Origin of the sequence: Alkaliphilus metalliredigens QYMF, from assembly GCF_000016985.1 — a bacterium.
Taxonomy (GTDB): Bacteria; Bacillota; Clostridia; order Peptostreptococcales; family Natronincolaceae; genus Alkaliphilus_A; species Alkaliphilus_A metalliredigens.
Genome location: NC_009633.1, coordinates 2,571,991 through 2,595,233 on the forward strand (window position 1 = coordinate 2,571,991; position 23,243 = coordinate 2,595,233).

At 36.3% G+C, this 23,243-nt stretch carries 25 protein-coding genes; 6 read left to right on the forward strand and 19 right to left on the reverse strand.

Translation table 11 applies throughout. The annotated features are described in order from the left end of the window. The first annotated feature begins 10 nt into the window (after positions 1 to 10). From AMET_RS12505 to proC, 3 genes are read left to right on the forward strand one after another with little or no spacing between them, the layout of a single operon-like run. Positions 11 to 757, forward strand: a complete 747-nt coding sequence (locus AMET_RS12505) for a segregation and condensation protein A (protein WP_012063659.1) — start codon at positions 11 to 13, stop codon at positions 755 to 757. Positions 758 to 773: 16 nt separating this feature from the next. Continuing rightward, positions 774 to 1,346, forward strand: coding sequence for an SMC-Scp complex subunit ScpB (scpB, locus tag AMET_RS12510; protein ID WP_012063660.1), 573 nt, complete (start codon positions 774 to 776; stop codon positions 1,344 to 1,346). Between the two features lie 5 nt (positions 1,347 to 1,351). After that, positions 1,352 to 2,197, forward strand: coding sequence for a pyrroline-5-carboxylate reductase (proC, locus tag AMET_RS12515; protein ID WP_012063661.1), 846 nt, complete (start codon positions 1,352 to 1,354; stop codon positions 2,195 to 2,197). A 78-nt stretch (positions 2,198 to 2,275) separates the two neighbouring features. Here proC and AMET_RS25810 read toward each other — a convergent pair whose 3' ends face one another. Next, positions 2,276 to 2,434: a hypothetical protein gene (locus AMET_RS25810; RefSeq protein WP_157047252.1), complete on the reverse strand. Its 159-nt coding sequence runs from the start codon at positions 2,432 to 2,434 to the stop codon at positions 2,276 to 2,278. Positions 2,435 to 3,163: 729 nt separating this feature from the next. Here AMET_RS25810 and AMET_RS12520 point away from each other — a divergent pair. The 3 genes from AMET_RS12520 (at position 3,164) to AMET_RS12530 (ending at position 6,672) form a co-directional block, all read left to right on the forward strand. Then, positions 3,164 to 4,282 carry a tyrosine-type recombinase/integrase gene (locus AMET_RS12520; protein WP_012063662.1) on the forward strand — a complete coding sequence of 373 codons (1,119 nt, stop codon included), beginning with the start codon at positions 3,164 to 3,166 and terminating at the stop codon, positions 4,280 to 4,282. 96 nt (positions 4,283 to 4,378) lie between these two features. Then, positions 4,379 to 4,999, forward strand: coding sequence for a transcriptional repressor LexA (gene lexA / locus AMET_RS12525; RefSeq protein WP_012063663.1), 621 nt, complete (start codon positions 4,379 to 4,381; stop codon positions 4,997 to 4,999). Between the two features lie 218 nt (positions 5,000 to 5,217). Further along, a complete protein-coding gene (locus AMET_RS12530) occupies positions 5,218 to 6,672 on the forward strand; it encodes an ISNCY family transposase (protein WP_041721570.1) in 1,455 nt (484 codons plus the stop codon). Positions 6,673 to 6,817: 145 nt separating this feature from the next. Here AMET_RS12530 and AMET_RS12535 read toward each other — a convergent pair whose 3' ends face one another. From AMET_RS12535 to AMET_RS12620, 18 genes are all read right to left on the reverse strand, one after another. After that, positions 6,818 to 8,098, reverse strand: a complete 1,281-nt coding sequence (locus AMET_RS12535; protein ID WP_012063664.1) for a methionine gamma-lyase family protein — start codon at positions 8,096 to 8,098, stop codon at positions 6,818 to 6,820. 44 nt (positions 8,099 to 8,142) lie between these two features. Then, positions 8,143 to 8,379 (reverse strand): hypothetical protein, encoded by a 237-nt coding sequence (locus tag AMET_RS12540; RefSeq protein ID WP_041720773.1) that lies wholly within the window; start codon positions 8,377 to 8,379, stop codon positions 8,143 to 8,145. A 10-nt stretch (positions 8,380 to 8,389) separates the two neighbouring features. Further along, entirely contained in the window at positions 8,390 to 8,944 is a 555-nt protein-coding gene (locus AMET_RS12545; protein WP_012063665.1) for a hypothetical protein, read from the reverse strand. Beyond that, positions 8,925 to 9,530 carry a GTPase gene (locus AMET_RS12550; protein WP_012063666.1) on the reverse strand — a complete coding sequence of 202 codons (606 nt, stop codon included), beginning with the start codon at positions 9,528 to 9,530 and terminating at the stop codon, positions 8,925 to 8,927. The genes AMET_RS12545 and AMET_RS12550 overlap by 20 nt, the downstream gene beginning before the upstream one ends. Beyond that, positions 9,531 to 10,490 (reverse strand): AAA family ATPase, encoded by a 960-nt coding sequence (locus AMET_RS12555; protein ID WP_012063667.1) that lies wholly within the window; start codon positions 10,488 to 10,490, stop codon positions 9,531 to 9,533. 189 nt (positions 10,491 to 10,679) lie between these two features. Continuing rightward, positions 10,680 to 10,922, reverse strand: coding sequence for an RNA chaperone Hfq (gene hfq, locus AMET_RS12560; RefSeq protein WP_012063668.1), 243 nt, complete (start codon positions 10,920 to 10,922; stop codon positions 10,680 to 10,682). Positions 10,923 to 10,958: 36 nt separating this feature from the next. Next, entirely contained in the window at positions 10,959 to 11,897 is a 939-nt protein-coding gene (gene miaA / locus AMET_RS12565) for a tRNA (adenosine(37)-N6)-dimethylallyltransferase MiaA (protein WP_012063669.1), read from the reverse strand. Between the two features lie 15 nt (positions 11,898 to 11,912). Continuing rightward, a complete protein-coding gene (mutL, locus tag AMET_RS12570) occupies positions 11,913 to 13,826 on the reverse strand; it encodes a DNA mismatch repair endonuclease MutL (RefSeq protein ID WP_012063670.1) in 1,914 nt (637 codons plus the stop codon). Between the two features lie 39 nt (positions 13,827 to 13,865). Then, complete coding sequence (gene mutS, locus AMET_RS12575) at positions 13,866 to 16,508, reverse strand: DNA mismatch repair protein MutS (RefSeq protein WP_012063671.1); 2,643 nt, start codon at positions 16,506 to 16,508, stop codon at positions 13,866 to 13,868. 100 nt (positions 16,509 to 16,608) lie between these two features. Next, positions 16,609 to 18,039, reverse strand: coding sequence for a tRNA (N6-isopentenyl adenosine(37)-C2)-methylthiotransferase MiaB (gene miaB, locus AMET_RS12580; protein WP_012063672.1), 1,431 nt, complete (start codon positions 18,037 to 18,039; stop codon positions 16,609 to 16,611). Between the two features lie 79 nt (positions 18,040 to 18,118). Next, complete coding sequence (locus tag AMET_RS12585; RefSeq protein ID WP_012063673.1) at positions 18,119 to 18,436, reverse strand: phage holin, LLH family; 318 nt, start codon at positions 18,434 to 18,436, stop codon at positions 18,119 to 18,121. Next, entirely contained in the window at positions 18,426 to 18,698 is a 273-nt protein-coding gene (locus tag AMET_RS12590; protein WP_012063674.1) for a hypothetical protein, read from the reverse strand. The genes AMET_RS12585 and AMET_RS12590 overlap by 11 nt, the downstream gene beginning before the upstream one ends. A gap of 13 nt (positions 18,699 to 18,711) precedes the next feature. Next, complete coding sequence (locus tag AMET_RS25060) at positions 18,712 to 19,680, reverse strand: SPOR domain-containing protein (RefSeq protein WP_012063675.1); 969 nt, start codon at positions 19,678 to 19,680, stop codon at positions 18,712 to 18,714. Positions 19,681 to 19,694: 14 nt separating this feature from the next. Further along, positions 19,695 to 19,940 (reverse strand): hemolysin XhlA family protein, encoded by a 246-nt coding sequence (locus AMET_RS12600; RefSeq protein WP_012063676.1) that lies wholly within the window; start codon positions 19,938 to 19,940, stop codon positions 19,695 to 19,697. Between the two features lie 69 nt (positions 19,941 to 20,009). Continuing rightward, positions 20,010 to 21,092: a reverse transcriptase/maturase family protein gene (locus AMET_RS12605; protein ID WP_012063677.1), complete on the reverse strand. Its 1,083-nt coding sequence runs from the start codon at positions 21,090 to 21,092 to the stop codon at positions 20,010 to 20,012. A 322-nt stretch (positions 21,093 to 21,414) separates the two neighbouring features. Continuing rightward, a complete protein-coding gene (avd, locus tag AMET_RS12610) occupies positions 21,415 to 21,756 on the reverse strand; it encodes a diversity-generating retroelement protein Avd (RefSeq protein WP_012063678.1) in 342 nt (113 codons plus the stop codon). A gap of 73 nt (positions 21,757 to 21,829) precedes the next feature. Next, the gene (locus tag AMET_RS12615) at positions 21,830 to 22,888 is read right to left on the reverse strand and encodes an SUMF1/EgtB/PvdO family nonheme iron enzyme (RefSeq protein WP_012063679.1); all 1,059 of its coding nucleotides are present in this window, start codon (positions 22,886 to 22,888) and stop codon (positions 21,830 to 21,832) included. Further along, positions 22,888 to 23,241, reverse strand: coding sequence for a hypothetical protein (locus AMET_RS12620; protein WP_012063680.1), 354 nt, complete (start codon positions 23,239 to 23,241; stop codon positions 22,888 to 22,890). The genes AMET_RS12615 and AMET_RS12620 overlap by 1 nt, the downstream gene beginning before the upstream one ends. Between the last annotated feature and the right edge of the window lie 2 nt (positions 23,242 to 23,243).

Consider the following 23,243-nt stretch of genomic DNA (forward strand, 5'->3'; position numbering starts at 1 on the left):
GAGGGATCTTATGGCATACAATATTAAAATAGAAGCATTTGAAGGGCCCTTCGATCTTTTGTTCCATCTTTTAGAGAAAAATGAGATTGAAATATATGATATCCCTATTCATGATATCACTGAACAATATGTGGATTATCTAAAACAAATGGAGCACTTGGACCTGGATGTAACAAGTGAATTTTTATTAATGGCAGCTACATTGTTAGAAATAAAGTCAAAAATGCTACTGCCTCGACCTATAATAGATGATCAACAGCTTGAAATAGGGGAAATAGACCCGAGAGAAGAACTAGTGAAACGGCTCTTGGAGTATAAAAAGTATAAAAATGCAGCTGGAGAATTAAGAGATAAAGAGGATTCTTTGAATAGGCTTTATTTTAAACCAAGGGAAGAATTCATAATTGAAAAAGAGATATATGATGAAGTATTAGAGGGTATGGATCTAACGGATTTGATAGGTGCCTTCGAAAAGATAATCCAGGGTAAGTTCAAACATCACGTTAAAGTCCAGCAAATTAGAGAAATGCAACGTGAAGAAGTATCCATTGAAAAAAAAGTTCAAGATTTGATTCATCTGATTAATGAGAACGGAACGGTAAGTTTTCACTCATTATTTAGTGACACCACTAGTAAGATCGAGGTAATTACAACTTTTCTAGCTTTACTAGAATTAATCAAAATGAATAAAATCATTATCCAACAAACAAAAAGTTTTGAAAGTATTATGATCAAAGAGAAAAATCTGTCACAATAACATAGAGGTGTATGAAATGGATAAAAACTATATAAAAGCAGCGATAGAAGCAATCTTATTTGCTTGGTCAGATCCGATATCCTCAAGTGAATTAAGCAATATACTCGATATCAAGGTAACTGAAACAAAAGAAATAATGAAGGAAATGATAGATGAGTTCAACTTTCACAAAAGAGGAATCCAAATTATACAGATGAATGATCATTATCAAATGTCTACTAGAGCGGAGTATCATGAAATTTTGCAGAAATTATTTGAACCTAAGCAAAATAAGGGCTTAACCCAGGCATCTTTAGAAACCCTTGCGATCATCGCATATAGACAACCGATTACTAAGACGGAAATTGAAAGTGTACGAGGTGTAAAATGTGATAAAGCAATTAGTACATTGTTTGAAAAAAACTTAATTGAAGACAGAGGAAGACTAGAGAAGACAGGAAGGCCCATTTTATTTGGGACGACACTGCATTTCTTGAAAAACTTTGGTCTTAAATCACTAGAGGATCTTCCGAAAATCACAGAGATAGATCAAGCAAATGAGGAAGAGTTAATTAAAGATATATATAATCAGCAATTAAAGGGGCGATAGGAACAATGAAACAAAGGATTGGATTTATTGGAACAGGAAACATGGCGACTGCCATTGTTCAAGGGTTAGTCAAAGATTATGTGGGCATGGAGAATTATATATCTGTAAACAACAGACCTACAACTCAAGATAAAATGTCAAAGGCTGAAAGTTTACATAAAAAATTTAATGTAAACCTAGAAGCCAGTAATCTTGATATTGTAAAAAAAAGTAAGATAATCTTTTTAACAGTAAAGCCAAACATCTACCCAAAAGTATTAGAGGAAATCAGAGAATTTATCACATCAGAGCATGTTATTGTATCGGTAGCAGCGGGTGTGAGTATTGCATTAATAGAAGGTTTTTTTGATAAGCCTGTCAAAGTAATCCGAACGATGCCTAACACACCTGTCTTTGTAGGTGAAGGAATGACGGCGGTTACACCTAATAATTACGTCACTGATGATGAGTTAAGGACAGTTGTTGAAATATTTAGTAGTATGGGTGAGGTTGAGATAATAGGGGAGGGAATAATGGATGCAATTCCAGCTATTAGTGGTAGTAGTCCCGCCTATGTTTATACATTTATTGAAGCATTGGCAGATGGAGGCGTGTCATTGGGCATTCCCAGAGATAAAGCCTATAAATTTGCAGCCCAAGCAGTTTATGGTGCCGCGAAGATGGTCTTAGAAAGCAATGAACACCCTGGAGTGTTAAAGGACCAGGTATGCTCTCCAGCAGGGTCTACCATTGAAGCACTTTATGTTTTAGAAAAAAATGGATTTAGAGGAACCATTATTGAAGCAATGAAGGCATGTACCCATAGAGCCAAGGAATTAGGCCTTAGTGAGCACAAGACACATATCGAATAAAAAAGTAGAGCAGAAATCGCTCTACTTTTTTATTGTCTTGATTTAAGTATGGATTTTATAAATAAATAACTCAATAATCTAAGTTGTTTCTAAATTTTCTTTTGACAACGATTTTAATTTATACAATTGAGTAGAATCATCTGGAAGCTTACTAAAAGACTTATAAGTAATTGTTTTGTTAGGTGATCCGCTGTGTAGTCCTAAAGCGATGGCCACATATCCTAAATTGATTTTCATAAATACTTCACCTCAGCCGTTATAGAATGTATGATAGACCTATTCATATGAATGGTACGTGATATTCATTATCAATTGATAGGGTGGTATTGATAAAACAATTAATTTCGACATCCGCAAAATAGAGTTGGAATTTATGTCGAACTTTAAAAAGCAATATTTAGAAATGAAGTCGAAAAATCATGTCGAATGAAAATGATATCGACAAATCGACACGACAAACATAGACAAAGTATTTGTCGAATAAAACTAAAGCGTTTGTCGAAATTCAGATATGTCAGTTTAAGGATGGTTATTGTCGAATCACTAACATTATGATAACCAGCAATTCGTATTCATAACCGGAGTTTTAAAAGAAAGTTACTTAAATGCGTAGTTGTTTGTAGTTGTTTGTAGTTGTTTATAGTAGCTATGGTAGTTCAATGATGATTCAAGAGGGCTTCATAGATAAACTGACAATTACATGGTAAGCGTAGACAGATTTGGTAAGATAGGTTATAATTGATACACCCTTAACTATTCTTTAAATGCATATTTAGGGAATAGTTAAGGGTGGATTAAATTGGGGCTTGCTAAATTCCCCGTTTATACTACACACGCCTACTACCATCATTTGTGGTGTCTCTACTTTACTTATTCGTTATTTGTGATAAAATTTTTATAGTTGATGCTCTTATATGTCGTCAACGTTCCCTAGTCTTTTTAATAAGCCCCAAAGGAGTGAATGTCATGTCTAGAAAAAAAAACATCTCAGTTCATAATAAGTCAGATAAACCAGATAATATTGTCACAAAAGAAAATGAAATCATTGAACAATGTTTGAAAATTGAGTCACAACTCCCCCCTTTTATGAAGGATTTCTTCTTATACTTAAAAAATGGCGTTGCCCTTACCACGCGATTGGCCTACTCAGAGGATGTCTTATTTTTTTGTAAGTACCTGGTAAGTCATACGGAATTAACTGATGCAGACCATACTACTCTTATTAAAATTGAAACGTTTCAGCAAATGACAGCCAAAGATATTAATCGCTATTTAGGTGATTTTTGTTCTAGATATAGTATAGAAAAAGAAGAATCAATTAAAATAATGGAGAACCATAATCGAGCCTTAGCTAGAAAGAAATCCTCTTTGGCGGTTTTATTTAAGTTTTTATACCGTGACGGATTAATCAAACAAAATATTTCAGATGGATTGAATCCGATTCGACTACCAAAGCCACAGCCTGATGCAATTAAGCGATTAGAAATTGATGAGGTGGCTCGAATGATTGATTGTGTGGATCTAGGTGAGGCGTTTACCGAAAAGGAAAAGACATATTGGCAAAAAACTAAATTAAGAGATAAGGCCATTTTAATGCTCTTTCTTACCTATGGGTTAAGATTAAGTGAACTTGAGCAATTAAACATTTCTTCTTTTAACTTTAATAGAGGTGAGTTCAAAATATATAGGAAGCGTGGAAAAGAAACTGCAATGCCTATTAATCGAACCTGTGAGACGGTCATCAAAGAATACATGGCAAATGAAAGACCTCAATCAAGTGCATTAGATGAGGAGCATAAGGATGCCCTCTTCCTATCGCTACAAAGAAAACGAATGACCACCAGGGCCATACGGAATATGGTGAAAAAGTATACTGCCCTAGTATTAGATACCACTGCTAAAAATGGCTATAGTCCCCATAAATTACGGGCAACTGCTGCTACGTCCCTAATTCAGCAAGGATTCTCAATTTATGATGTTCAAAATTTATTAGATCACGATGATGTCACTACCACACAGTTGTATGCAGCTCATAAAAAGGATGTTAAAAGACAAATTGTTAAAAACTTTGAGTGGCTTGATTAATAGGTTGATTAACAAAACATACAATCCGAACAAATGTTTGATGTTTCAATAGGCTTATGATATAATATAAAAAAATAGTTTAGGAGGCAGGACTCCATGTATGAGGATTTAAATGATAATCAGATTAAAATATTGCATTATATGAAATCGGAGATCAGTCAAAAGGGTTATCCCCCTTCAGTTAGAGAAATATGCCAAGCTGTTGGATTAAAATCGACTTCTACTGCCCATGGGCACTTATCGAAATTGGAGTTGAAAGGGTATATACGTAGGGATGCGACAAAACCTCGTGCAATTGAAATTTTAAGCCAGGGAGATGAACAATCCCCTTATATCCACAAGGAAATTATTAATGTCCCTATTGTTGGAAAAGTGACTGCTGGACAACCAATCTTAGCTGTAGAAAATATCGAAGACACCTTTCCTCTTCCAATCGATTTTGTTGATAGTGAGAGTACATTTATTTTAACAGTTAAAGGAGATAGCATGATTGATGATGGTATACATGAAAATGATTATGTTGTCGTCCGGCAACAATCTGATGCTCGAAATGGTGACATTGTTGTCGCATTAATTGATGATTCAGCTACAGTAAAAAGATTTTATCGTGAAAAAGATCACATTCGATTACAGCCGTCTAATACGTCCATGTCCCCTATTTTAGTTGATGATGTCACTATATTAGGTAAGGTTACTGGGGTTTTTAGGAAGATTTAGTTACTTAATAAGGAGAACTATAAAAGTAAAATAAAAAAGAAAGGAGATTTTATTCTCCTTTCTTTTTTATTTTACTTTTAGGCGTTTGCGAAACGCCATAACCCGCATTATTGCGGGACTTTTTTTAAGCATAAAAAATATAACTCCTCACCAGATTGTGGTAAAATTGAATTGTCAAGAAACAATTCCACACCATCTGAAAGGAGTTATATATGTCTATTTTAACACATAAACAGCTTTCTTTGGCTGAAATTCATTCCGATTGTGCCAATTATTTTGGAAATGATAAGCATCACTTTCTTTCTCTTTTAAAAGAAAACCTTAATCTTAATGAGATAATACCTCTTTCTTTTCATCGTAATTACTATGCATCCACTGGCAGACCTAGAAAACATCATCTTACATCAATGGTTTGGGCTTTGCTTCTGCAGCGGATTTTCTCCATTCCAAACGATACATTGTTGCTTACTTTTCTTCAGTTTTCTAAGGAACTTAGAGATTTTTGTGGTTTCACCAATGTTCCTGATGCTTCTAGATTTACTAGATTCAAACAAGATTTTTTGCTAGACTTACAATCATTCTTTGAGCATCTTGTGGATGTCACTGAACCTATTTGCCAGGCTATTGATCCTCATAAGGCCTCTATGACTGTCTTTGATACTTCTGGCATTGAAGCTTTTGTTACTGAGAACAATCCTAAATATGCTAATAAAATTATTAAACAACTTAAAGCTTTTAAAAAGAGCCATAACCTTGGTGATTCCTATGATCCATATAAAGTAGCCTATGGTTCCATGCCTTCTCATGCAGCTGCTAATCCAGAGATCAAGCAACTTTACATCAATGGTCATTTTTGTTATGTCTATAAATTTGGGATGATCACCAATGGTCTTGGTATTATTCGTGATATTACTTTTTATGACCAAGATTTTATGAATGCTCATCCTAACATCGTTGTTGACAAAAAGTCGGATTCTCCTGATGAGGATAAGTCCCTTGGTGATGCAAAAGCTCTTTTACCAGTGTTATCTGACTTTTTTAATAAACATCCACTCATTCAACCTAATATCTTTATCGGAGATGCTGCTTTTGATACCATTTCTATCTACAAAGGAATTTTTTCGGATTTAAAGTTCAATAAAGCTTATATTCCCTTAAATCCTCGTTCTTCCCTTAGCAGCTCTGAATACACTCTTACTGAAGATGGGATTCCCTGTTGTCCTCATGATCCAAAACTGCCTATGAAGCCTGAAGGCAATACTTCTCATCTTCGCTGTGGTATTCCTACTTTCAAGTTTGTCTGTCCGAAAATGTCTTGGACTAAATGTGAAGACGGCAAGTACCGACGCCGGCATAATTGCGATAATCCCTGTACTTCATCACCTTGTGGTAGAATGATTTATGTGTATCCTGAAAAAGACTTACGGGCATATCCAGGCGCCATTCGTGGTACCGATGATTGGGATAAAACCTATAAAGCCCGAGGTGTCGTTGAGCAAACCATTAACCATTTCAAAGATAGCTTTTGTATTGCTAATCGAAGAACACAGAATGCTAAAACATTGCATGCCGACCTGATTATTGCTGGTATAACGCAGCTTGTTACAGTTATCCTTGCTGACAAAATACATCAACACAAATATATCAGAAGTTTAAAACCACTTATTGCATAGTTAACCGGTACGCCTTGTCTCTTTAAAAAATTTAATCAGCACTCAATTTTCTGCCCTTCTAACTACTTTTCAAATTTAGTTTCGCAATTACCTATTATTTTACTTTTCTGAAACCAGTTCACTCTAAATAGTATATATCAAAATACTATTCATTAAGATCATAAATTGTTTGTAGTGCCTTCAGTGCTCCTAGTTTAGCATGTTCATAGGTTAATCCGCCTTGGAAATAAACAATATATGGAGGCTTGATAGGTGCATCTGCACTGAGCTCAATTGAAGAGCCTTGTATAAAGGCCCCAGCGGCCATTATAACAGACGAATCGTATCCAGGCATAGCCCAAGGTTCTGGTGTCACAAATGAGTCCACAGGCGCCGCTGATTGAACTCCTTTACAAAATGCAATTACCTTTAATTCACTACCCAATTTGATAGATTGTATGATATCACTTCTTGGGTCGTTATACTTGGGTTTCACTTCGTACCCTTCAGCTTCAAATAGCTTTGAACAAAAAACTGCACCTTTTATGGCAGCACTCACAATTTGAGGCGCCAGAAATAATCCTTGTAGCATTGTTCTTGATTGACCAAAGGTTAAACCACATTCCTTTCCTATGCCTGGGGAGGTAAGCTTATAGGATACCTCTTCTATTAAAGTTTTTTTACCCACGATATAGCCACCACCTAATGCGATGCCCCCTCCTGGGTTTTTAATAAGTGATCCAGCTAAGATATCTACCCCAACCCCTGTTGGCTCTTCGGTCTCCAAAAACTCTCCATAGCAATTATCAACCATGCATATGATATCGGATCTCCTACCCTTGATCAGTTTAACAATTTCTGCAATGGTTGAGATGGAGATAGCATCTCTAAATCCATAACCGGTAGAGCGTTGGATATAGATAAGTTTCGTTTTTTTGCTAATGGATTTATCTATTGCATCAAAATCTACCTGGCCTTCTCGAAAATCTACTTGTTTATACTTAACACCAATATTGATTAAACTCCCCTTATAATTACCACGAATTCCAATTAGTTCATCTAGGGTATCGTAGGGTTTACCCGTAACAGAAATCATTTCATCTCCTGGATTTAGTAAACCAGTTAGACATAGACTTAAGGCATGGGTGCCATTTGCGATAGTAGGTCTAACAATACTATCCTCTGCCTTAAAGACCATAGAATAAATCGCTTCTACCTTTTCTCGGCCGATGTCATTATAACCATATCCAGTTGTCCAGTTAAAGTGTTGGTCACTTAATCTGCATTCTTGCATCGCTTTTAATACTTTATATTGATTGGATTGATTGACTTGGTCTATCTGACTAAATACGTCCCCCAAAGTCTCCTCTACTCTAGTTGCTTTATCTAAAAGTCCCGCACTGATATTGAACAGTGTTCCTAGTAAATGATTTGCTGAATCCATCATTTTCATCCTCTTTTCTTTCGTGATTATGATCGAAGTGTATTAAGTTAATATTCCGTGGAGGTCATCGCTTCCTCTGAACTGGATTTCGCTTTATGTAGATATGCCTTATGAGTACTTAAACAAATTGGACATTGCTTGTGTCCAAAGTAATACGACTTATCGATTAATCGTTGACGCTTAAGTCCTTTATTTAAGCCCTCTTTCACACCGAAGCGTCTGCCAACGCCATATCCCATTAGAATTAATACAAGTGAATAACTTAATATATATCCATATAGCATTATATCCCTCCTAGAGGCTTGAATACAAGTAGTTTATTAGAATTGCCACCGGGATGATGATTAAGGTGTTAATCCAGCTCATCATAAAGGAGATAACAACTAAAATTAAGATTGTTATGCTCACTTCTACTTTCCCAAAACTGTTAACTAAATTGGGAAACCCATACTTGCGATCATAGTAACAATCCATCAGGTCATCCATGAGTTGAATGATCATTATAATGATCATACTATGTAAAAAAATCCATACTGGGATAAGTAGTAAATTTATAAATATGATTAATAGAAGTTCTTGATAAGATTTCAATTGACTAGGCAGCATTAAATTTAGTTTTCTAAACATACCTAGAGCATAGGCTGAAGTAAACAATCCAAAGCTATAAAATGGATCAAGTATCATGGCCATTGACATGAACAGCAGGCAGTAAGGAAGGCGGTGCTTCATGATTTCCAAGTAAAAATGACCTTTATGATAAAAATCTTGGTCTATTTCATCATCTAGTATTTTAATAATGACGCCAATGAGAAAAATTGCAATATAACGTCTAACTATTTCGCCCCACAAACATACTCACCTCTTTAAAGCCGATTTTTTTTGTGGCAGATATAGGAATGATATAGGTGCTAGGAAACTTTTTTTTGAGATCATGGAGAATGCGCTTATCTTGTACTTTGTCCATCTTATTAGCAAGAATACAATAAGCCTTCTTGAGGCTAGCAAATTCGTTAATTTGATAATCGATCTGACTTAATGAATTAATTTCATTTTTGTCCATTGCCCAAACATCAATGATATGTAATAGAATTTCTGCATCTTGTAACGTGCTCAGTGTCTGAATCATCGAAGTGCGCACTTGGTCATTTTGAGGAATGCCATCTATTAAACCTCCGGTATCTAAAAAAGTACAATTAACAGTTCCTTTATAAACAGGAATTGACAAGTGAATTTCATAAACTTCTTTGGTTTTAAAAGGTGTTGGACCGATTAACATATTCTTTGCAATGTCTATGGCGTAATGTCTTTTTCTTACTTCACCTTTATCGGTTAGTACATTGATTTCACAGGTGTCCACCCCTAAGTATTCTGCGAAATTTAAAAATAGAGTTGTTTTTCCCACGTTTGGTTTGCCAATTAATATGCAGTTAGGCATTTAATTCTCACCCTCCGTAAAATCAAAGTCGTTTCTTAACAAGATCATCAGATCATCTCGTGTGTAAATACTTTTGTGCCTCAATCGAACAGCTTGCTTCCTGATTGCTTTCTCAATTAGATTTCGAACAAGTCGTGCATTTCCAGAATTGATGCCATCCCTCTTCTTCTTGGAAGCCAGTAGACTATATAATTTGGCTTTAGCAGATTTAGATAGTACATATTCTTTTTGTTCAACCATTAATTCTGATATATCAATCAATTCTTCAATTGTATAGTCTTCGAAATCGATGTGTATAGGAAATCTAGACTGTAGCCCTGGGTTGATCTGAAGAAATTCATCCATTTCTTCCATATATCCTGCTAGAATCAGTATCAATTCATCCTTATGGTCCTCCATGGCCTTCACTAAAGCGTCTATGGCTTCCTTACCAAAATCCTTTTCCCCTCCTCTTGCTAAAGAATATGCCTCATCAATAAAAAGAATGCCACCTAATGCATCCTTTACTTGTTGTTTTACCTTTTGAGCAGTATGACCAATATACTCCCCAACAAGGTCTGCCCGTTCTATCTCAATTAAATGACCTTTTTTTAAAATACCCATGGCACAAAAAATTTTTCCTAAAAGTCTGGCAATGGTTGTTTTGCCTGTGCCCGGATTACCCTTGAAAATCATATGTAAAACTAAAGGTGCGGATTGAAGTCCAGCATTGCGTCTTATTTGCTGCATTTCAGTATAAGCTATCATTTCATTTACAAGTACTTTGACTTTTTTCAGTCCGATTAATTCATTTAACTCTTCTAATAGATTATCTAGAGATTGAATATCTTGTTCCTTTGATATGAATGGCTTTTCAGATTGAGATTGGGATTGCGAGGTCGTTTCAAAAACAATCATCTGACGGATTAATTCATTACTTGAAATATCACCTTTGCGAAAGGCATTAAATGGATAATTCATTATGATCCCTCACTTAAATACAAAGATACTATTGTATTCTATTCATATAAATTTAAAAAGTGACATAAAAAAATGCCTATTTATTTAAATTAAAAATAAATAGACATTTCAAATTCATAATATATCATAATTGTACACCAATAAAACAAAGGACATAGCATCAGCCTAGAATGCCCTAGGGTTTAGGTATTACTCACCTTGTTTTTTTGATGACTGCATAAAATTAATGGGTGTAATAGGCAGAATGGTTGAAATAGCATGTTTATAGATCAATTGTTGCTTCCCATCACTGTCTAGTACAATGGTATAATTGTCGAATCCTTTAACAAATCCCTTTAATTGAAAACCATTAACTAGGTATATCGTGATTTGTATGTTTTCTTTACGAACTTGATTCAAAAATACATCTTGAAGATTGATGTTGTTTTTCATTATACTCACTCCTTATATGGTGTTGTTAATACTATTCTATGATAAATTGAAATATCCTTCTACATTCTTCAGAATGGCTTCAATTATATTCGAAGAGGATTGATCCGTTAAATTATACCACTGAATTTCCTGATAACGATTAAACCAAGTTAGTTGACGTTTAGCATATCTACGGGTGTCTCTCTTTAAAATAGTGATTGCTTCCTCAAGATCATACTGACCTTCTAAGTAAGCAATGATTTCTTTATAGCCTAGACCCTTAAAAGCTATTAATTCTGGGGTATACCCACAATCTAGCAAATTCTTTACTTCTTCAATTAAACCAGTTTCAATCATTTGATCTACTCGATAGTTGATTCTTTCATATAACTCGCTACGGTCTCTGGTTAACCCAATGAGTAAGGGCTCATAACAGGTGTTCTTTTCAATGTCATTTTTAAAATCTCCGAAATTTTCACCGGATTCATAGTTCACCTCTAATGCTCGAATCACACGTTTCACATTGTTGGGATGAATTTTGGTTGCAGCATTAGGATCGATGTCTTGAAGCTTTTTATATACATATTCATTACCATATAATTGAGCGTCTTTCTGGAGTTTCTGCCTAAGATTCCAGTTTGAAACCGCACTGGTAAAATCCATATCATAAAGAAGTGAATTGATGTACAATCCAGTACCTCCAGCAACAATAGGGAATTTATTTCTTTTCGTTATGGCATCAATCAGTCGTGCTGCCTCTGACTGAAAATCAGCCACTGTAAATGAAGCATCAGGTTCAATAATATCAATTAGATGATGTGGAATACCCTGTTGTTCCTCTAAAGAGGGTTTTGCGGTGCCTATATTCATGTGGCGATAAAGTTGCATAGAGTCAGCAGAGATAATTTCTCCCTTTAGTCGCTGACATAAAGCAATACTTGTTTCCGTTTTACCAACAGCTGTAGGACCTACAAGCATTAATATTTTTTTTTTCAAGTTACCCCTCCTATTCTATTGTATCCGTTTAAATAATTTTTCAATCTGATTTTTTGTTAGTGTTAATAAAATAGGTCGACCATGGGGACAAGTTAAAGGTGGTTCTAACTTCTCTAAGTCCCTAATTAATTGCTGTATTTCTTGAATATCTAAAATATCCATTGCTTTAATCGCCTCTTTACAGGATCTTTGAATGATTTTTTCTCTAATATAGTCAGGTTTGACGTGCTTTTCGTTCTTCACTTGATCAATGAGTTCAAAAATAAAATTGTAATCCTTGGGTTTGTCCAACAACAGAGGAACAGCTCTTATAATGATACTATTTTGTCCAAAGGCTTCTAATTCAAAACCCAGTGGAATAAACTCAGAAATGTTTTCTATGAGTGTTATATAATCCTCATGAGAAAATTCTAATACAACTGGTGTTAAAAGCTGTTGAGAAGCAACCGTTTCTTTTTTGAGTTCTTCATGAAATTGGATATACAATAGCTTTTCATGGGCAGCATGTTGATCTATTAGATACACGGACTGATCCTTTTCAATGACAATATAGGTATTGAAAAGTTGTCCCACCACTTTATAATTCTGTAAGTACGTTTTGATAAAGTTCTTCTGTAGTTGAGGGTTTGTCCTTATCCCTCTTGATTCTACAGGCAGTTCATTAGATATAATAGATGCAACATTTAACTGGGTATCCTCAGTTTTCAAAGTATTGACCATGGGTGGAGGCTGCACCTTGGGTCGACTATCCATCACATATTGAGAATTGTATTCTTTTACTTTTTCCTGCTCATCGGCTACCATGACCTTATCCTGCTGTTTAACCCCAATGGATTCTTTAGACTGAATATTTTCTTGAGACAAATTAATCTCTTTTAAATGATGGTGCTGCTGATGTTGATTTTTTGTGGAGGGAATCATCATTATTTCTGAAATGGTACTACTTTCAGAGAGCACCTGAGTAACGTAATTGTAAATATAATGATATATTTCCTTCTCTTTGTGAAATTTGATCTCGGTTTTTGAAGGGTGGACATTGATATCTGCATCCTCAGGATCAATTTTGATATTTAAAACACAAATCGGGTACTTATTGATTGGTATTTTTCCTTTATAGGCCTCTTCTATTGCTTGACTGATCAGTTTACTTTTAATATACCTTCCATTAACATAGAATATTTGAAAGCTTCTATTCCCACGCACAAAATCTACTTGACTAATGAAGCCATCCAACTCAAGAGCTGGTTTGTTAACAGATAAGGGGATGAGATTTTGAAAAAAGTTTTTTTCGAATACCGATAAAATAACACTAGATAGCGTCCCATCCCCTGGAGTTGTGAAGATCGTTGTCTGGTTATTTATGTATTTAAAAGCAATATGTGGGCTGCTTAAGGCTAAGCGAGAAATCATTTCACTAATGCGAGCAGTTTCAGCCTGTGTACTTTTCATAAACTTATAACGTGGAGGCGTGTTGAAAAAAACATTTTTGATAATCATTGTTGTTCCCGTTGGACATCCAACTTTTTTCTGATTAGTAATCTCGCCACCTTCAATCTCAGTTAAAATTCCATAGCTTTGATCCTTAGGCTTTGTGATCATTTCTACTTGAGATACAGCAGAAATACTTGCTAAGGCTTCTCCCCGAAACCCCAAAGAAAAGGTTGTACTTAAATCCTGCAATGAGGAAATTTTGGAAGTACTATGGCGCATAAATGCTCGGTTCACATCATCACTGGAGATGCCGATACCGTTATCGGTTACCCGAATGTACTTCTTACCACCCTCTTTTATTTCGAGAGTAATGGCAGTTCCCCCAGCATCTATTGCATTTTCAATTAGTTCCTTAACAATCGAATAAGGACCTTCAACCACCTCTCCAGCAGCAATTTTATTAATAGTTAAATTATCTAGCAGTTTAATCTGAGGCATCTCTTTCACTCCTTAGTCTCTAGGGTGGGTGTACAGGAACTATAAGCTACTAATTCTTTTTTGCAGTTGGTATAAAAGATTCATTGCCGTCATCGGCGTGGTTTCCAATAGATTAAGAGAACGAATATCTTCAATAATTTCATTGTAAGAGAAGCTAGTTAAATCTAATTGTATACCGTTAGTATCTCTTGAATTTCCTTCTGACTCTCGAGATAACGCAATTTCTTCTTCAGCAGGAATTTTTATTTCATTATTCTTTTTCTCTAGATCACTTAATATTTCTTGAGCTCTTATAAGGGTGTTTAGTGGTAGGCCTGCTAGCTTAGCTACTTGTATGCCATAGCTTTTACTGGTACTACCCGATACTACTTTTCGAAGAAACACAATTTCCTCTCCATCCTCTTCTACTAATATATTATAATTTTTAACACCCTGGATTTTCCCTTCCAGCTCTGTTAGTTCATGATAGTGGGTTGAAAAAAGTGTCTTACTTTTTTTATATTGCTGCATATACTCAATAACAGCCCAGGCGATGCTTAATCCATCAAAGGTACTTGTACCTCTTCCGATTTCATCTAGGATCACTAAACTGTTGGCAGTGGCGTTATTTAAAATATTAGCCATTTCACTCATTTCAACCATGAAGGTACTATGGCCCTGGGCAAGGTCATCGCTAGCGCCAATTCTTGTGAAAATCCGATCAACAATTCCAATAGATGCTTCAGATGCAGGCACAAATGAGCCTATTTGAGCCATTAATACAATCAATGCGACTTGCCGCATATAGGTTGACTTTCCTGCCATATTAGGACCTGTAATGATAGACATAGAACAATCCCGATTATCCATATAAGTATCATTTGGGACAAAGGACTCTTTGTTGAAGGTTAATTCCACAACTGGATGTCTGCCTTCCACAATCTTAATTTCATTTGAAGTGTTTATATGTGGCTTAATAAAATTGTTTTCAGCAGCAATTTCAGCAAAGGAGTAGAGTACATCTAACTCAGCGATGGCTCTAGCAGTTTGCTGTATTCTTGTTATTTCGTGGGCAATTTTTTCCCTAACTTCTATAAATAAGTGATACTCCAGTAGGATGACCTTTTCCTCAGCACCTAATATCTTTGACTCAATTTCCTTTAGTTCTGGTGTCACATAGCGTTCACAATTGGCTAATGTTTGTTTTCGGATATACTCGGTGGGAACCATAGATAGATTTGATTTAGTGATTTCTATGTAATATCCAAAAATCTTGTTGTATTTAATTTTTAAAGATTTAATGCCACTGTTCACTCTTTCCTTTTGTTCTAGTTGAGCAATCCATTGTCGTCCCTCTGTGGACGCATTTTTAAGCTCATCTACCTCTTTGTGGTAGCCCTCTTGGATGATTCCACCGTCCTTAGAAGAAAGAGGTGCATCCTCAAGAATGGACAGTTCCACAAGAGAATGAACTTCGTCTAAAGGATCAATGCTCTGTACTAAGCTTTGAAATGTTTCACCTTGAATTTTTTCCAACCCATTGATAATGGAAGGTAAATATGAGAGGGAATTTTTTAAGGCAATTAAGTCACGGGGCGTCACTGAGCCATATGAAATTTTTCCTGCTAGACGTTCTAGATCATATATTTTTTTTAAGGACTCCTTAAGTTCTTGACGCAACTCTATTTGCTCCTTTAAAAGCTGGACAGCCTCTAGTCTCTTATTAATGATGACAGGATCAATAAGGGGCGCCTCAATCCATTTTCTCAGCATTCTCCCCCCCATAGCCGTTGATGTTTTATCCAGAACACCTAATAAAGAACCTTTTTTACTCTTTGATCGTATTGTTTCAGTCAACTCCAAGTTCTTTCTCGTGTTAATGTCTAATGTCATCTTTTCATGGATACTATAAACGTTAATGTGATTAATATGTTCTAGTGCTCGTTTTTGTGTTGTTTTTAAATAATGAAATAAGGCTCCTGCAGCATTAATTCCTAAATGTGAAGGGTGGAAACCTAAACCTTCCAGACTAACGACATTGAAGTGATCTTTAATTTGGTTTAAGGCAAAGGTGTCTTCATAGCTCCATTCCTCATAGCCATTGGTATAAAAATCAAATCTTTTTTTAATCATACTTATAATGGTTGGATCTTCTTTATCTGTTTCAATAAAGTACAGCAACTCTTGGGGTAAGACTCTACCCATTTCGTCAATCAGCATTTGAGGATGAATGTTTTCTTTAATTTCTGTTGCAAAAAGATCGCCAGTGGAGATATCCACATAAGCCAGTCCAAATCCAGTACGAGAACCAAAGACAGACATTAAATAGTTATTCTTTTTATCATCTAATAATTGGGTATCAATCAAAGTTCCAGGTGTAATGACTCTGACGACATCTCGTTTAACGATCCCCTTTGCTTGGGAGACATCTTCTATCTGTTCACAAATTGCTACCTTGTAACCATTGCTTACAAGTCGATCTATGTATCCTGTAGCTGCGTGATGAGGGACACCACACATAGGCGCACGCTCCTCAAGACCACAGGAACGCCCTGTTAGGGTGATCTCTAACTCTCTAGAGGCAGTTTCGGCATCTTGAAAGAACAATTCATAAAAGTCTCCCATTCGAAAAAATAAAAGTGAATCTGGATACTGTTTTTTGATATCAAAATATTGTTGCATCATTGGTGTCAAATTAGCCAATATATACGCCCTCCGATCTTTTCATCATATTTATATTATAACAAAAGTCAAGACTCAAAACTATGACTCAACTCATTAAAATAGAATGCTATTTAGCATTCTATTTTAATAACTCTCCGTTTAAGGAAAAGGTCTTGGGCTCCGTAATTTTCACCCTAACAATTTGACCGATATCTTCTTTATTACCAGCAAAGTTGACCAACTTACTTTGTGGGGTTCTTCCCATTAATTTGGCGTCATCGGTTTTACTTGTTCCTTCTACTAAAACTTCAACAACTTTATTTAAGTATGCTTTGTTTATTTCACCACTAATGCGATTTACAGCCTCTATTAAGCGATTAAATCTTTCGTGTTTTACATCGTCTGGGACATGGTTTTCCATCTTTGCTGCTGGAGTTTCCTGTCTCAGGGAATATAAATACGTATAGGCAGAGTTAAATCTTGCTTTTTCAACGACATTCAATGTTTCTTTAAAATCATCCTCTGTTTCTCCAGGGAAACCGACAATAATATCCGTTGTCAGGGCAACATTTGGGACCTTAGACCTTACTTTTTCAACAAGCTCTAAGTATGCTTCTTTCGTATATTTACGATTCATTGCCTTAAGAATGTCATTACTTCCTGCTTGAAAAGGAAGATGTAAGTGTGCGCATACTTTAGTGCAAACAGTCATCGCACTAATGAGAGAATCTGATAAATCTTTAGGGTGGGAGGTCATAAAACGAATTCTCTCAATCCCCTCTATTTTATTTAGTACTTTTAATAGATTTCCAAAATCAGTTTCTTCTTCTAATGTCTTACCATATGAATTCACATTTTGTCCTAACAGGGTAATTTCTTTTGTACCATTTTTTGCCAGTTCTTCTACTTCATCTATAATTTCCTGAACTTCTCTGCTACGTTCTCGCCCCCGTGTATGGGGAACAATACAGTATGTACAAAAGTTATTACAACCGAACATAATGTTGATAAAGGCTTTTAATCCATACTTTCGCGTAACAGGCAGACCTTCTACAATATCACCTTCTTTGTCCCATACATCAATGATCATATTATCGGACTCCATGCTTGTTGATAATAACTCAGGAAACTTATGTAGGTTATGTGTGCCAAAAACAAGATCTACATGGCGGTATTTTGATTTAATTTCTTTTACAACATGGGGCTGTTGCATCATGCATCCACATACTGCAATGGTTAAATCATGTTTTTCCTTCTTTAGGTTTTTTAATGAACCGATATTTCCGTATACCTTTAACTCAGCGTTCTCTCGCACACAGCATGTATTATATATAATTAAGTTTGCTTCGTTCTTATCATTCGTCTCTATATAGCCTATGTTTTGCAAAATGCCCGCTAATTTTTCTGAATCATGCTCATTCATTTGGCAGCCGTAGGTTACAGTGAGATGTTTCTTTCTCTTGCCAGTCCTCTCGTACTCTGCATCGTTTATTTCCCTTAATTTATTTATGATTTCACGTTGTTTATTTAGATCTTCTTCTGAAATCTTAACTTCTTCTCGTTTACTCATAGCAATTCCTCCTCTTAAATATCATTATATATTATACCAAAATTATTCAGTCTTGTTAAATAAAAAAAAGACCAGGATATTAACCCTGGTCAAATAACTCTTTTGGTTTATTTATGACCTCTTCAACTACAGCATCGATTAGTATGCTTAGTTGATCCTCTGAAATATTGAAACCTTGATTCACGATGAAATCAATTACATATTCTTTTTTCAAATCGCCTTTTTGAGACTGCCCTTTGTAATATTTCTCCACAGCTAAAACAGCCACTTCGATCCAGAAGGTTAAATTGTCTCTTTGCTCCTTGGTGGTCTTTTCTTTTATCCATGGCACCAGGATATACGTTACCACCGCTCCAATAATAGGAATAATAATTTTAATAGCTATATCAATATTCATCTTGAACATCTTCCTTTCTCACCTTAGATTTTTTAATGCTGGAAAGCATCCAGAGTTCTCCTGTTGTGAAAGCAAACCATGCAGCAATAAGAGTTGTTGGTTCATGCCCAACATTCTTGAATGTGTACAATACCGCCACCGTGAAGGTTGTGTTAAGCAATATAACCAGGGTCACCATAAACTTAGAGAACCGGTTTTTCTTTTTTTGTTTACGCCTTTGTTTTATTAATTTCTCAAGCTCCTTGTCTGTTATATGGTCCAAAACTTACACCTCCTTACTGTAGTATTAAATCATTCTTTTTCATCGCTGCAGTCACTTGGCCATTAGAACTTATAACCACCCTGTCTCCGCTTATATGCTGCACGTCATAAACTCTGGCATATACAAAACTGGCAAGGTTGCCTCCTGTATATGTTTTAGCTCCATTTCTAACCTTCACTCTGCTACCTTTTTTAATCGTTGCTGCACTGGATCCAGGAGAAACAGGTTCTCCAGATTGGGTAGTTATGAAAGTATCGAAACCTTTTGACTTTAGCTTTCTAGCTTGCGATTCTGCATTTGATTTATTGCTGTATGCACCTACTTGCACTTTATACAATCCGTCTACCTTGACCATATAGGTGTCAAAACCTGCAGCTTCTACCCTTGCAGCTAAAGCGTCTGCATTCGCCCTGTTGCTAAAAGCACCTGTCTGGACTCTATACAGTACATTTCCATTAGGTGGTTTTGTGGCGGGTCCGCTCAGCCTTTTGTTTACCTCATCTGCAATATAAGGAAACTTGCTTTCTAGGTATGGCCCAGGACAATTAGTTGCTGCAAACCATTTATGCATGGTTAGGTTGCCTCTTTCGTCTCCTGTAAAGTTCAGCTTTTCTATGCCGTTACGCTTACAGATATCTACACATAGCTCTACTGTTTTTTCTAGAGCTACATCAGATACAGGCCAATTAGGGGCTCCGCCGCTGTTTGCCACTTCTATAGTAACCGCTTGGTTGTCATTTGCAGCACTTGAACTTGTCCATGCACGATTTTTTTCTTCTACGTACATTCCGACTCTACCTCTATTGTCTACCCCGTAGTTGGAGCTGGCCCTTCTACTTGATGGCTTAAATATTTCGCCAACTCGCTCGACTGATAAATTACCAGCCACATGATGAATGGTGATTTTTCTTATTTTGTCTCGTCTTGGATTTGTGCTATTGGGTGAAATATTGGTGTGATTTACTAATGGGCTGTTGCTCATTGTCAATTCCTCCTTTACATATTTTGGATATACCAAACAAAAAAGCCTAACAACGTAGTAATCGTTAGACCCATAGCCCACTTTATAGTGGTTACAAGTGACTTTATTTGCTCGCAAAGATTTTCTATTTTTGTTTCAGTGCGAGACTGATGTTGTTCGAGTTTATCAATTCGCTCGGAATGATTGTTAAGTCTCTTGTCTTGAGTATTGAGCCTTTGTTCTATACTCCTGTGTTTTTCAACGCAAACCATGTTATCCATAAGCTAACTCCTTTCACATTTTATAATAATGGATTAAATGTTTTGTCTGCCTCACCTCCCTTCTTTATCTTATGAACCTCTGATGAGGGTAAGGTTTTTCAATACGGAACACTTCAAGTAGTAGCTGTCGCAATGTTGCAGTATGCCTAAATAGCTCTGCACGCAAGTGTTTACATCTTCAAAAGTTACATCGTTCCTGCCATAAGCTTTCTGCAGATATTTTAACCTTCTCTTCATTTTCTTGGCGGTTTTTTTCTTAAGTTTCATGTGTGTTGGCCATATTCTAAATCCAACAAACTCAATACCTACAGGTGTGGGTCTTATACAAGTTTTTCTATTTAGGTGTAGTTCTAGTTCGCTATTCAGGAAGTTCTCTATTTCCACCTTTAACCTGTGCAAGTATTTCTTGTCATGATGCAAAACAATAAAGTCATCCATATATCTTATGAAATACTTTATTTGCAGCTTGTGTTTACAAAATTGATCTAATTCGTTGAGGTATATATTTGCTAGGAGTTGACTTGTAAGATTACCTATAGGCATACCCTTATCGTGGAGCCTCATATATTTAGGACAATCTCCCGGTTCCATACCTAACGGTAGCCCAAAGGCCATATCTTCGCTTTGAATTATCTCCTCCATCAACCAAAGTACGTCTTTGTCTTTTATCTTTTTTCTTAAAATTTTCAAGGCTATAGAATGATCTACCCTGTAAAAATATTTAGATATATCCATCTTTAGGTAGTAATATTTTTGTGGCTTTCTGTCTATTTGCCTTAACCAATACTGCAACTTTTTAGCCGCTTGATGAGTGCCTCTTCCTATTCTGCAAGCGTAGCTATGTTCTGTATAGGTTTTTTCAAACAAAGGGTTGAGAACCCTATAAATTGCCCACTGAACCACTCTATCCTTAAATGGCAGAGCCATAATAAGTCTTTTTTTAGGTTCATGAACATAGAACTCTCTATACCTGCCAACTTTATATGCTTTCCAGATAAGCTCGTTTTGTATCTGGATTAGATTCTCTTCAAGATTCGCACTAAATTTAAGTATTTCATCCCTAAACCGTTTATCTTTTCTAGCCTCTAAATAAGCAAAATACAAATTCTCAAAGTCGTATATTTGTTCATACAAGTAGCCATATCTTTTCATGTCTTTTCATATCTTGTCCTTTCCTTGTTGTAATTTGTGCTATGTGTAATACTCTTCGAGAATAAACCTACTAGCTATTTCCATAGCAATATATTTTTTTGCCTTTTAGGCAGGGAAATGGACCCCTTATTTTCCATGCACTGTGCAAGCTCCCTTGGGAATCTTGCCTTCTGGCGATGAAAATGAGCGGAGCGGAACCCAATGTTCGTACTCACGTTAGACCGAGGGTTGTTCAAGTTCACAGCGAACACCCCAGCATTGGACGTGTTGTTCCAGTTGCCACCGAAATACGGCAACGATGATCCATTCCCTATATTTATGTTTACTTGGCCGACTTCATCCAGCCTCCAAGCATTCTTCCTATTTCATTTAACATCTTGGACCAGTGTTCATACTTTCTTAAAGGCAGGTACCTTACCTTTAAATCTGCCGCAAGTCTTATTTGCATTCTAAGCCACTCTAATTCGATATCTATTTCTTGCAGCGTTGTTTTCTTGTGATATTTTTTATTAGCTCTAATGATAAGGTGGGTTATTTCACTCATTGTTTTTCTTATATCTGCAGCCATAACATGCTTTTCGTGTTTTGGGAATTGTCGCAAGCATTCGTTCCCGTAGAGAATCATGTCATAAGTTTTTTGCAATATTTTAAAGTCTGCATTCATATCAAATATCTCCCTATTTTTTAAATAATAAAGGCCCGCTATCGCAGGCCTTTCAGATTATCAGCTCCACAGATTACAGATCTACATAAGCGGAGCGGAACCCAATGAGCGTACTCACGTGAGACCGAGGGTTGCCCAAGCTCACAGCGAACACCCCAGCATTGGACGTGAGGTCCCAGCGGCCACCGAAATACGGCAACCTTTCTCCTTCATTTCTCATGTAAACCCTGTCTTGGCCATGATCACTGTTGTCTTGAGGGAATAGTGCTAAAGTTTTTAGTATTTCTGGGATGTCTACTCCACTTGCAGCACTTATAGTCTCAAATGTTTCGTTTGCAGAACTAGAACCTCCGGTAGGGTTCTGGATGCTTGTATTGATTCTAATGCCACTAGGGGAAGAAGTAGCTGCATCAAGTTTCAAAGTTCCCGTAGTGCCAGGATCTACAAATGAACCATCTGGCATAATAGCTTTCCAAAGAGTACTATTAACACTTTGATTTACGTGCATTGCAGCATTGTTATAAGGGATAATTTGAATTTCTCCATCAACTAACCTGTATCCACCAAACCACTCCCAGACGTTTCCGTTAAGGTCATAAATTCCATCCGTAGTTCCATCGTGTGCCCAGCTTGCAGGTCCAGATCCAGTGGCTACTCTTTGTATTCTTCCAGAGCTGTCAAGACCTGTCGATGCTATCCCTCTTTCATGAGCTGCAGAGTGATCACTTCCATAATTATTATTACCTCTTGGCATTGTTCCATTTTTCTTGGACCATAGAGCTAATGCAGCTCTTTCTGCATTAGTCATAAGATGCCAACCCATACCTTTGTTCTCGCAAAATTGTTTTGCCTGGTCAAAGTTCAATGAATGTCTTGGATCCATCAATGGAAGGCTATACGCTCTATCTCCTTTTACGATGTTTTGATATTTGGAAATATAAATATTATTTTTTTCCACACCATCAATAATCCATGCCGGATGAGTGTTTTGGGTAGCTCCTGCGACAACATCCGAATTTCTTAATCTAGGCACTCTTACCATAAAACTTGGCATTCCTCTATCGTCCAAGATGATAGTGTTTTTCCCACCACTCAAGCCTTCTACAGCCAATTTCAACATATCGTAATTCATTATCTAAGACCTCCTTCGTTTAATGCCCACAATGTCAAAGTTACATTATCCATAGAAAAAGGAACTGGTTCGAGTCTAAATGATTCTTCCTCGCCCTCAGTTCCTTCGCCTTCTACATCCTCTATAGGCACTTCTTTATATTCTCTTGCCGGAATGTCTATTTGAGCTATATACCTTTGAGATACTCCAGTTGTTAATATTCCATCACTGTTCTCGCAGATATCAATCTGTACTGGATAATCTCTTTCGCACCTAGCTAGATTTATAAATAACTCATCTCTAAAAGAGAGAAGGTTGTTCCCCTCTTGGAGATATTCAATCTTTTGTCCTTCGTTTTTTTCGATTATTTTCATGC

Excerpts from the sequence above, each read along its gene's own strand:
- AMET_RS12620 (WP_012063680.1), bottom strand. The coding sequence starts at position 23,241 with ATGAAAATAATCGAAAAAAACGAAGGACAAAAGATTGAATATCTCCAA.
- avd (WP_012063678.1), bottom strand. The coding sequence starts at position 21,756 with ATGAATGCAGACTTTAAAATATTGCAAAAAACTTATGACATGATTCTC.
- AMET_RS12535 (WP_012063664.1), bottom strand. The coding sequence starts at position 8,098 with ATGATGGATTCAGCAAATCATTTACTAGGAACACTGTTCAATATCAGT.
- AMET_RS12505 (WP_012063659.1), top strand. The coding sequence starts at position 11 with ATGGCATACAATATTAAAATAGAAGCATTTGAAGGGCCCTTCGATCTT.
- AMET_RS12600 (WP_012063676.1), bottom strand. The coding sequence starts at position 19,940 with ATGGATAACATGGTTTGCGTTGAAAAACACAGGAGTATAGAACAAAGG.
- AMET_RS12615 (WP_012063679.1), bottom strand. The coding sequence starts at position 22,888 with ATGAATTACGATATGTTGAAATTGGCTGTAGAAGGCTTGAGTGGTGGG.
- miaB (WP_012063672.1), bottom strand. The coding sequence starts at position 18,039 with ATGAGTAAACGAGAAGAAGTTAAGATTTCAGAAGAAGATCTAAATAAA.
- AMET_RS12605 (WP_012063677.1), bottom strand. The coding sequence starts at position 21,092 with ATGAAAAGATATGGCTACTTGTATGAACAAATATACGACTTTGAGAAT.
- AMET_RS12550 (WP_012063666.1), bottom strand. The coding sequence starts at position 9,530 with ATGCCTAACTGCATATTAATTGGCAAACCAAACGTGGGAAAAACAACT.
- proC (WP_012063661.1), top strand. The coding sequence starts at position 1,352 with ATGAAACAAAGGATTGGATTTATTGGAACAGGAAACATGGCGACTGCC.
- scpB (WP_012063660.1), top strand. The coding sequence starts at position 774 with ATGGATAAAAACTATATAAAAGCAGCGATAGAAGCAATCTTATTTGCT.
- lexA (WP_012063663.1), top strand. The coding sequence starts at position 4,379 with ATGTATGAGGATTTAAATGATAATCAGATTAAAATATTGCATTATATG.
- AMET_RS12520 (WP_012063662.1), top strand. The coding sequence starts at position 3,164 with ATGTCTAGAAAAAAAAACATCTCAGTTCATAATAAGTCAGATAAACCA.
- AMET_RS12555 (WP_012063667.1), bottom strand. The coding sequence starts at position 10,490 with ATGAATTATCCATTTAATGCCTTTCGCAAAGGTGATATTTCAAGTAAT.
- AMET_RS25810 (WP_157047252.1), bottom strand. The coding sequence starts at position 2,434 with ATGAAAATCAATTTAGGATATGTGGCCATCGCTTTAGGACTACACAGC.
- mutL (WP_012063670.1), bottom strand. The coding sequence starts at position 13,826 with ATGCCTCAGATTAAACTGCTAGATAATTTAACTATTAATAAAATTGCT.
- AMET_RS12585 (WP_012063673.1), bottom strand. The coding sequence starts at position 18,436 with ATGAATATTGATATAGCTATTAAAATTATTATTCCTATTATTGGAGCG.
- AMET_RS25060 (WP_012063675.1), bottom strand. The coding sequence starts at position 19,680 with ATGAGCAACAGCCCATTAGTAAATCACACCAATATTTCACCCAATAGC.
- AMET_RS12540 (WP_041720773.1), bottom strand. The coding sequence starts at position 8,379 with ATGCTATATGGATATATATTAAGTTATTCACTTGTATTAATTCTAATG.
- hfq (WP_012063668.1), bottom strand. The coding sequence starts at position 10,922 with ATGAAAAACAACATCAATCTTCAAGATGTATTTTTGAATCAAGTTCGT.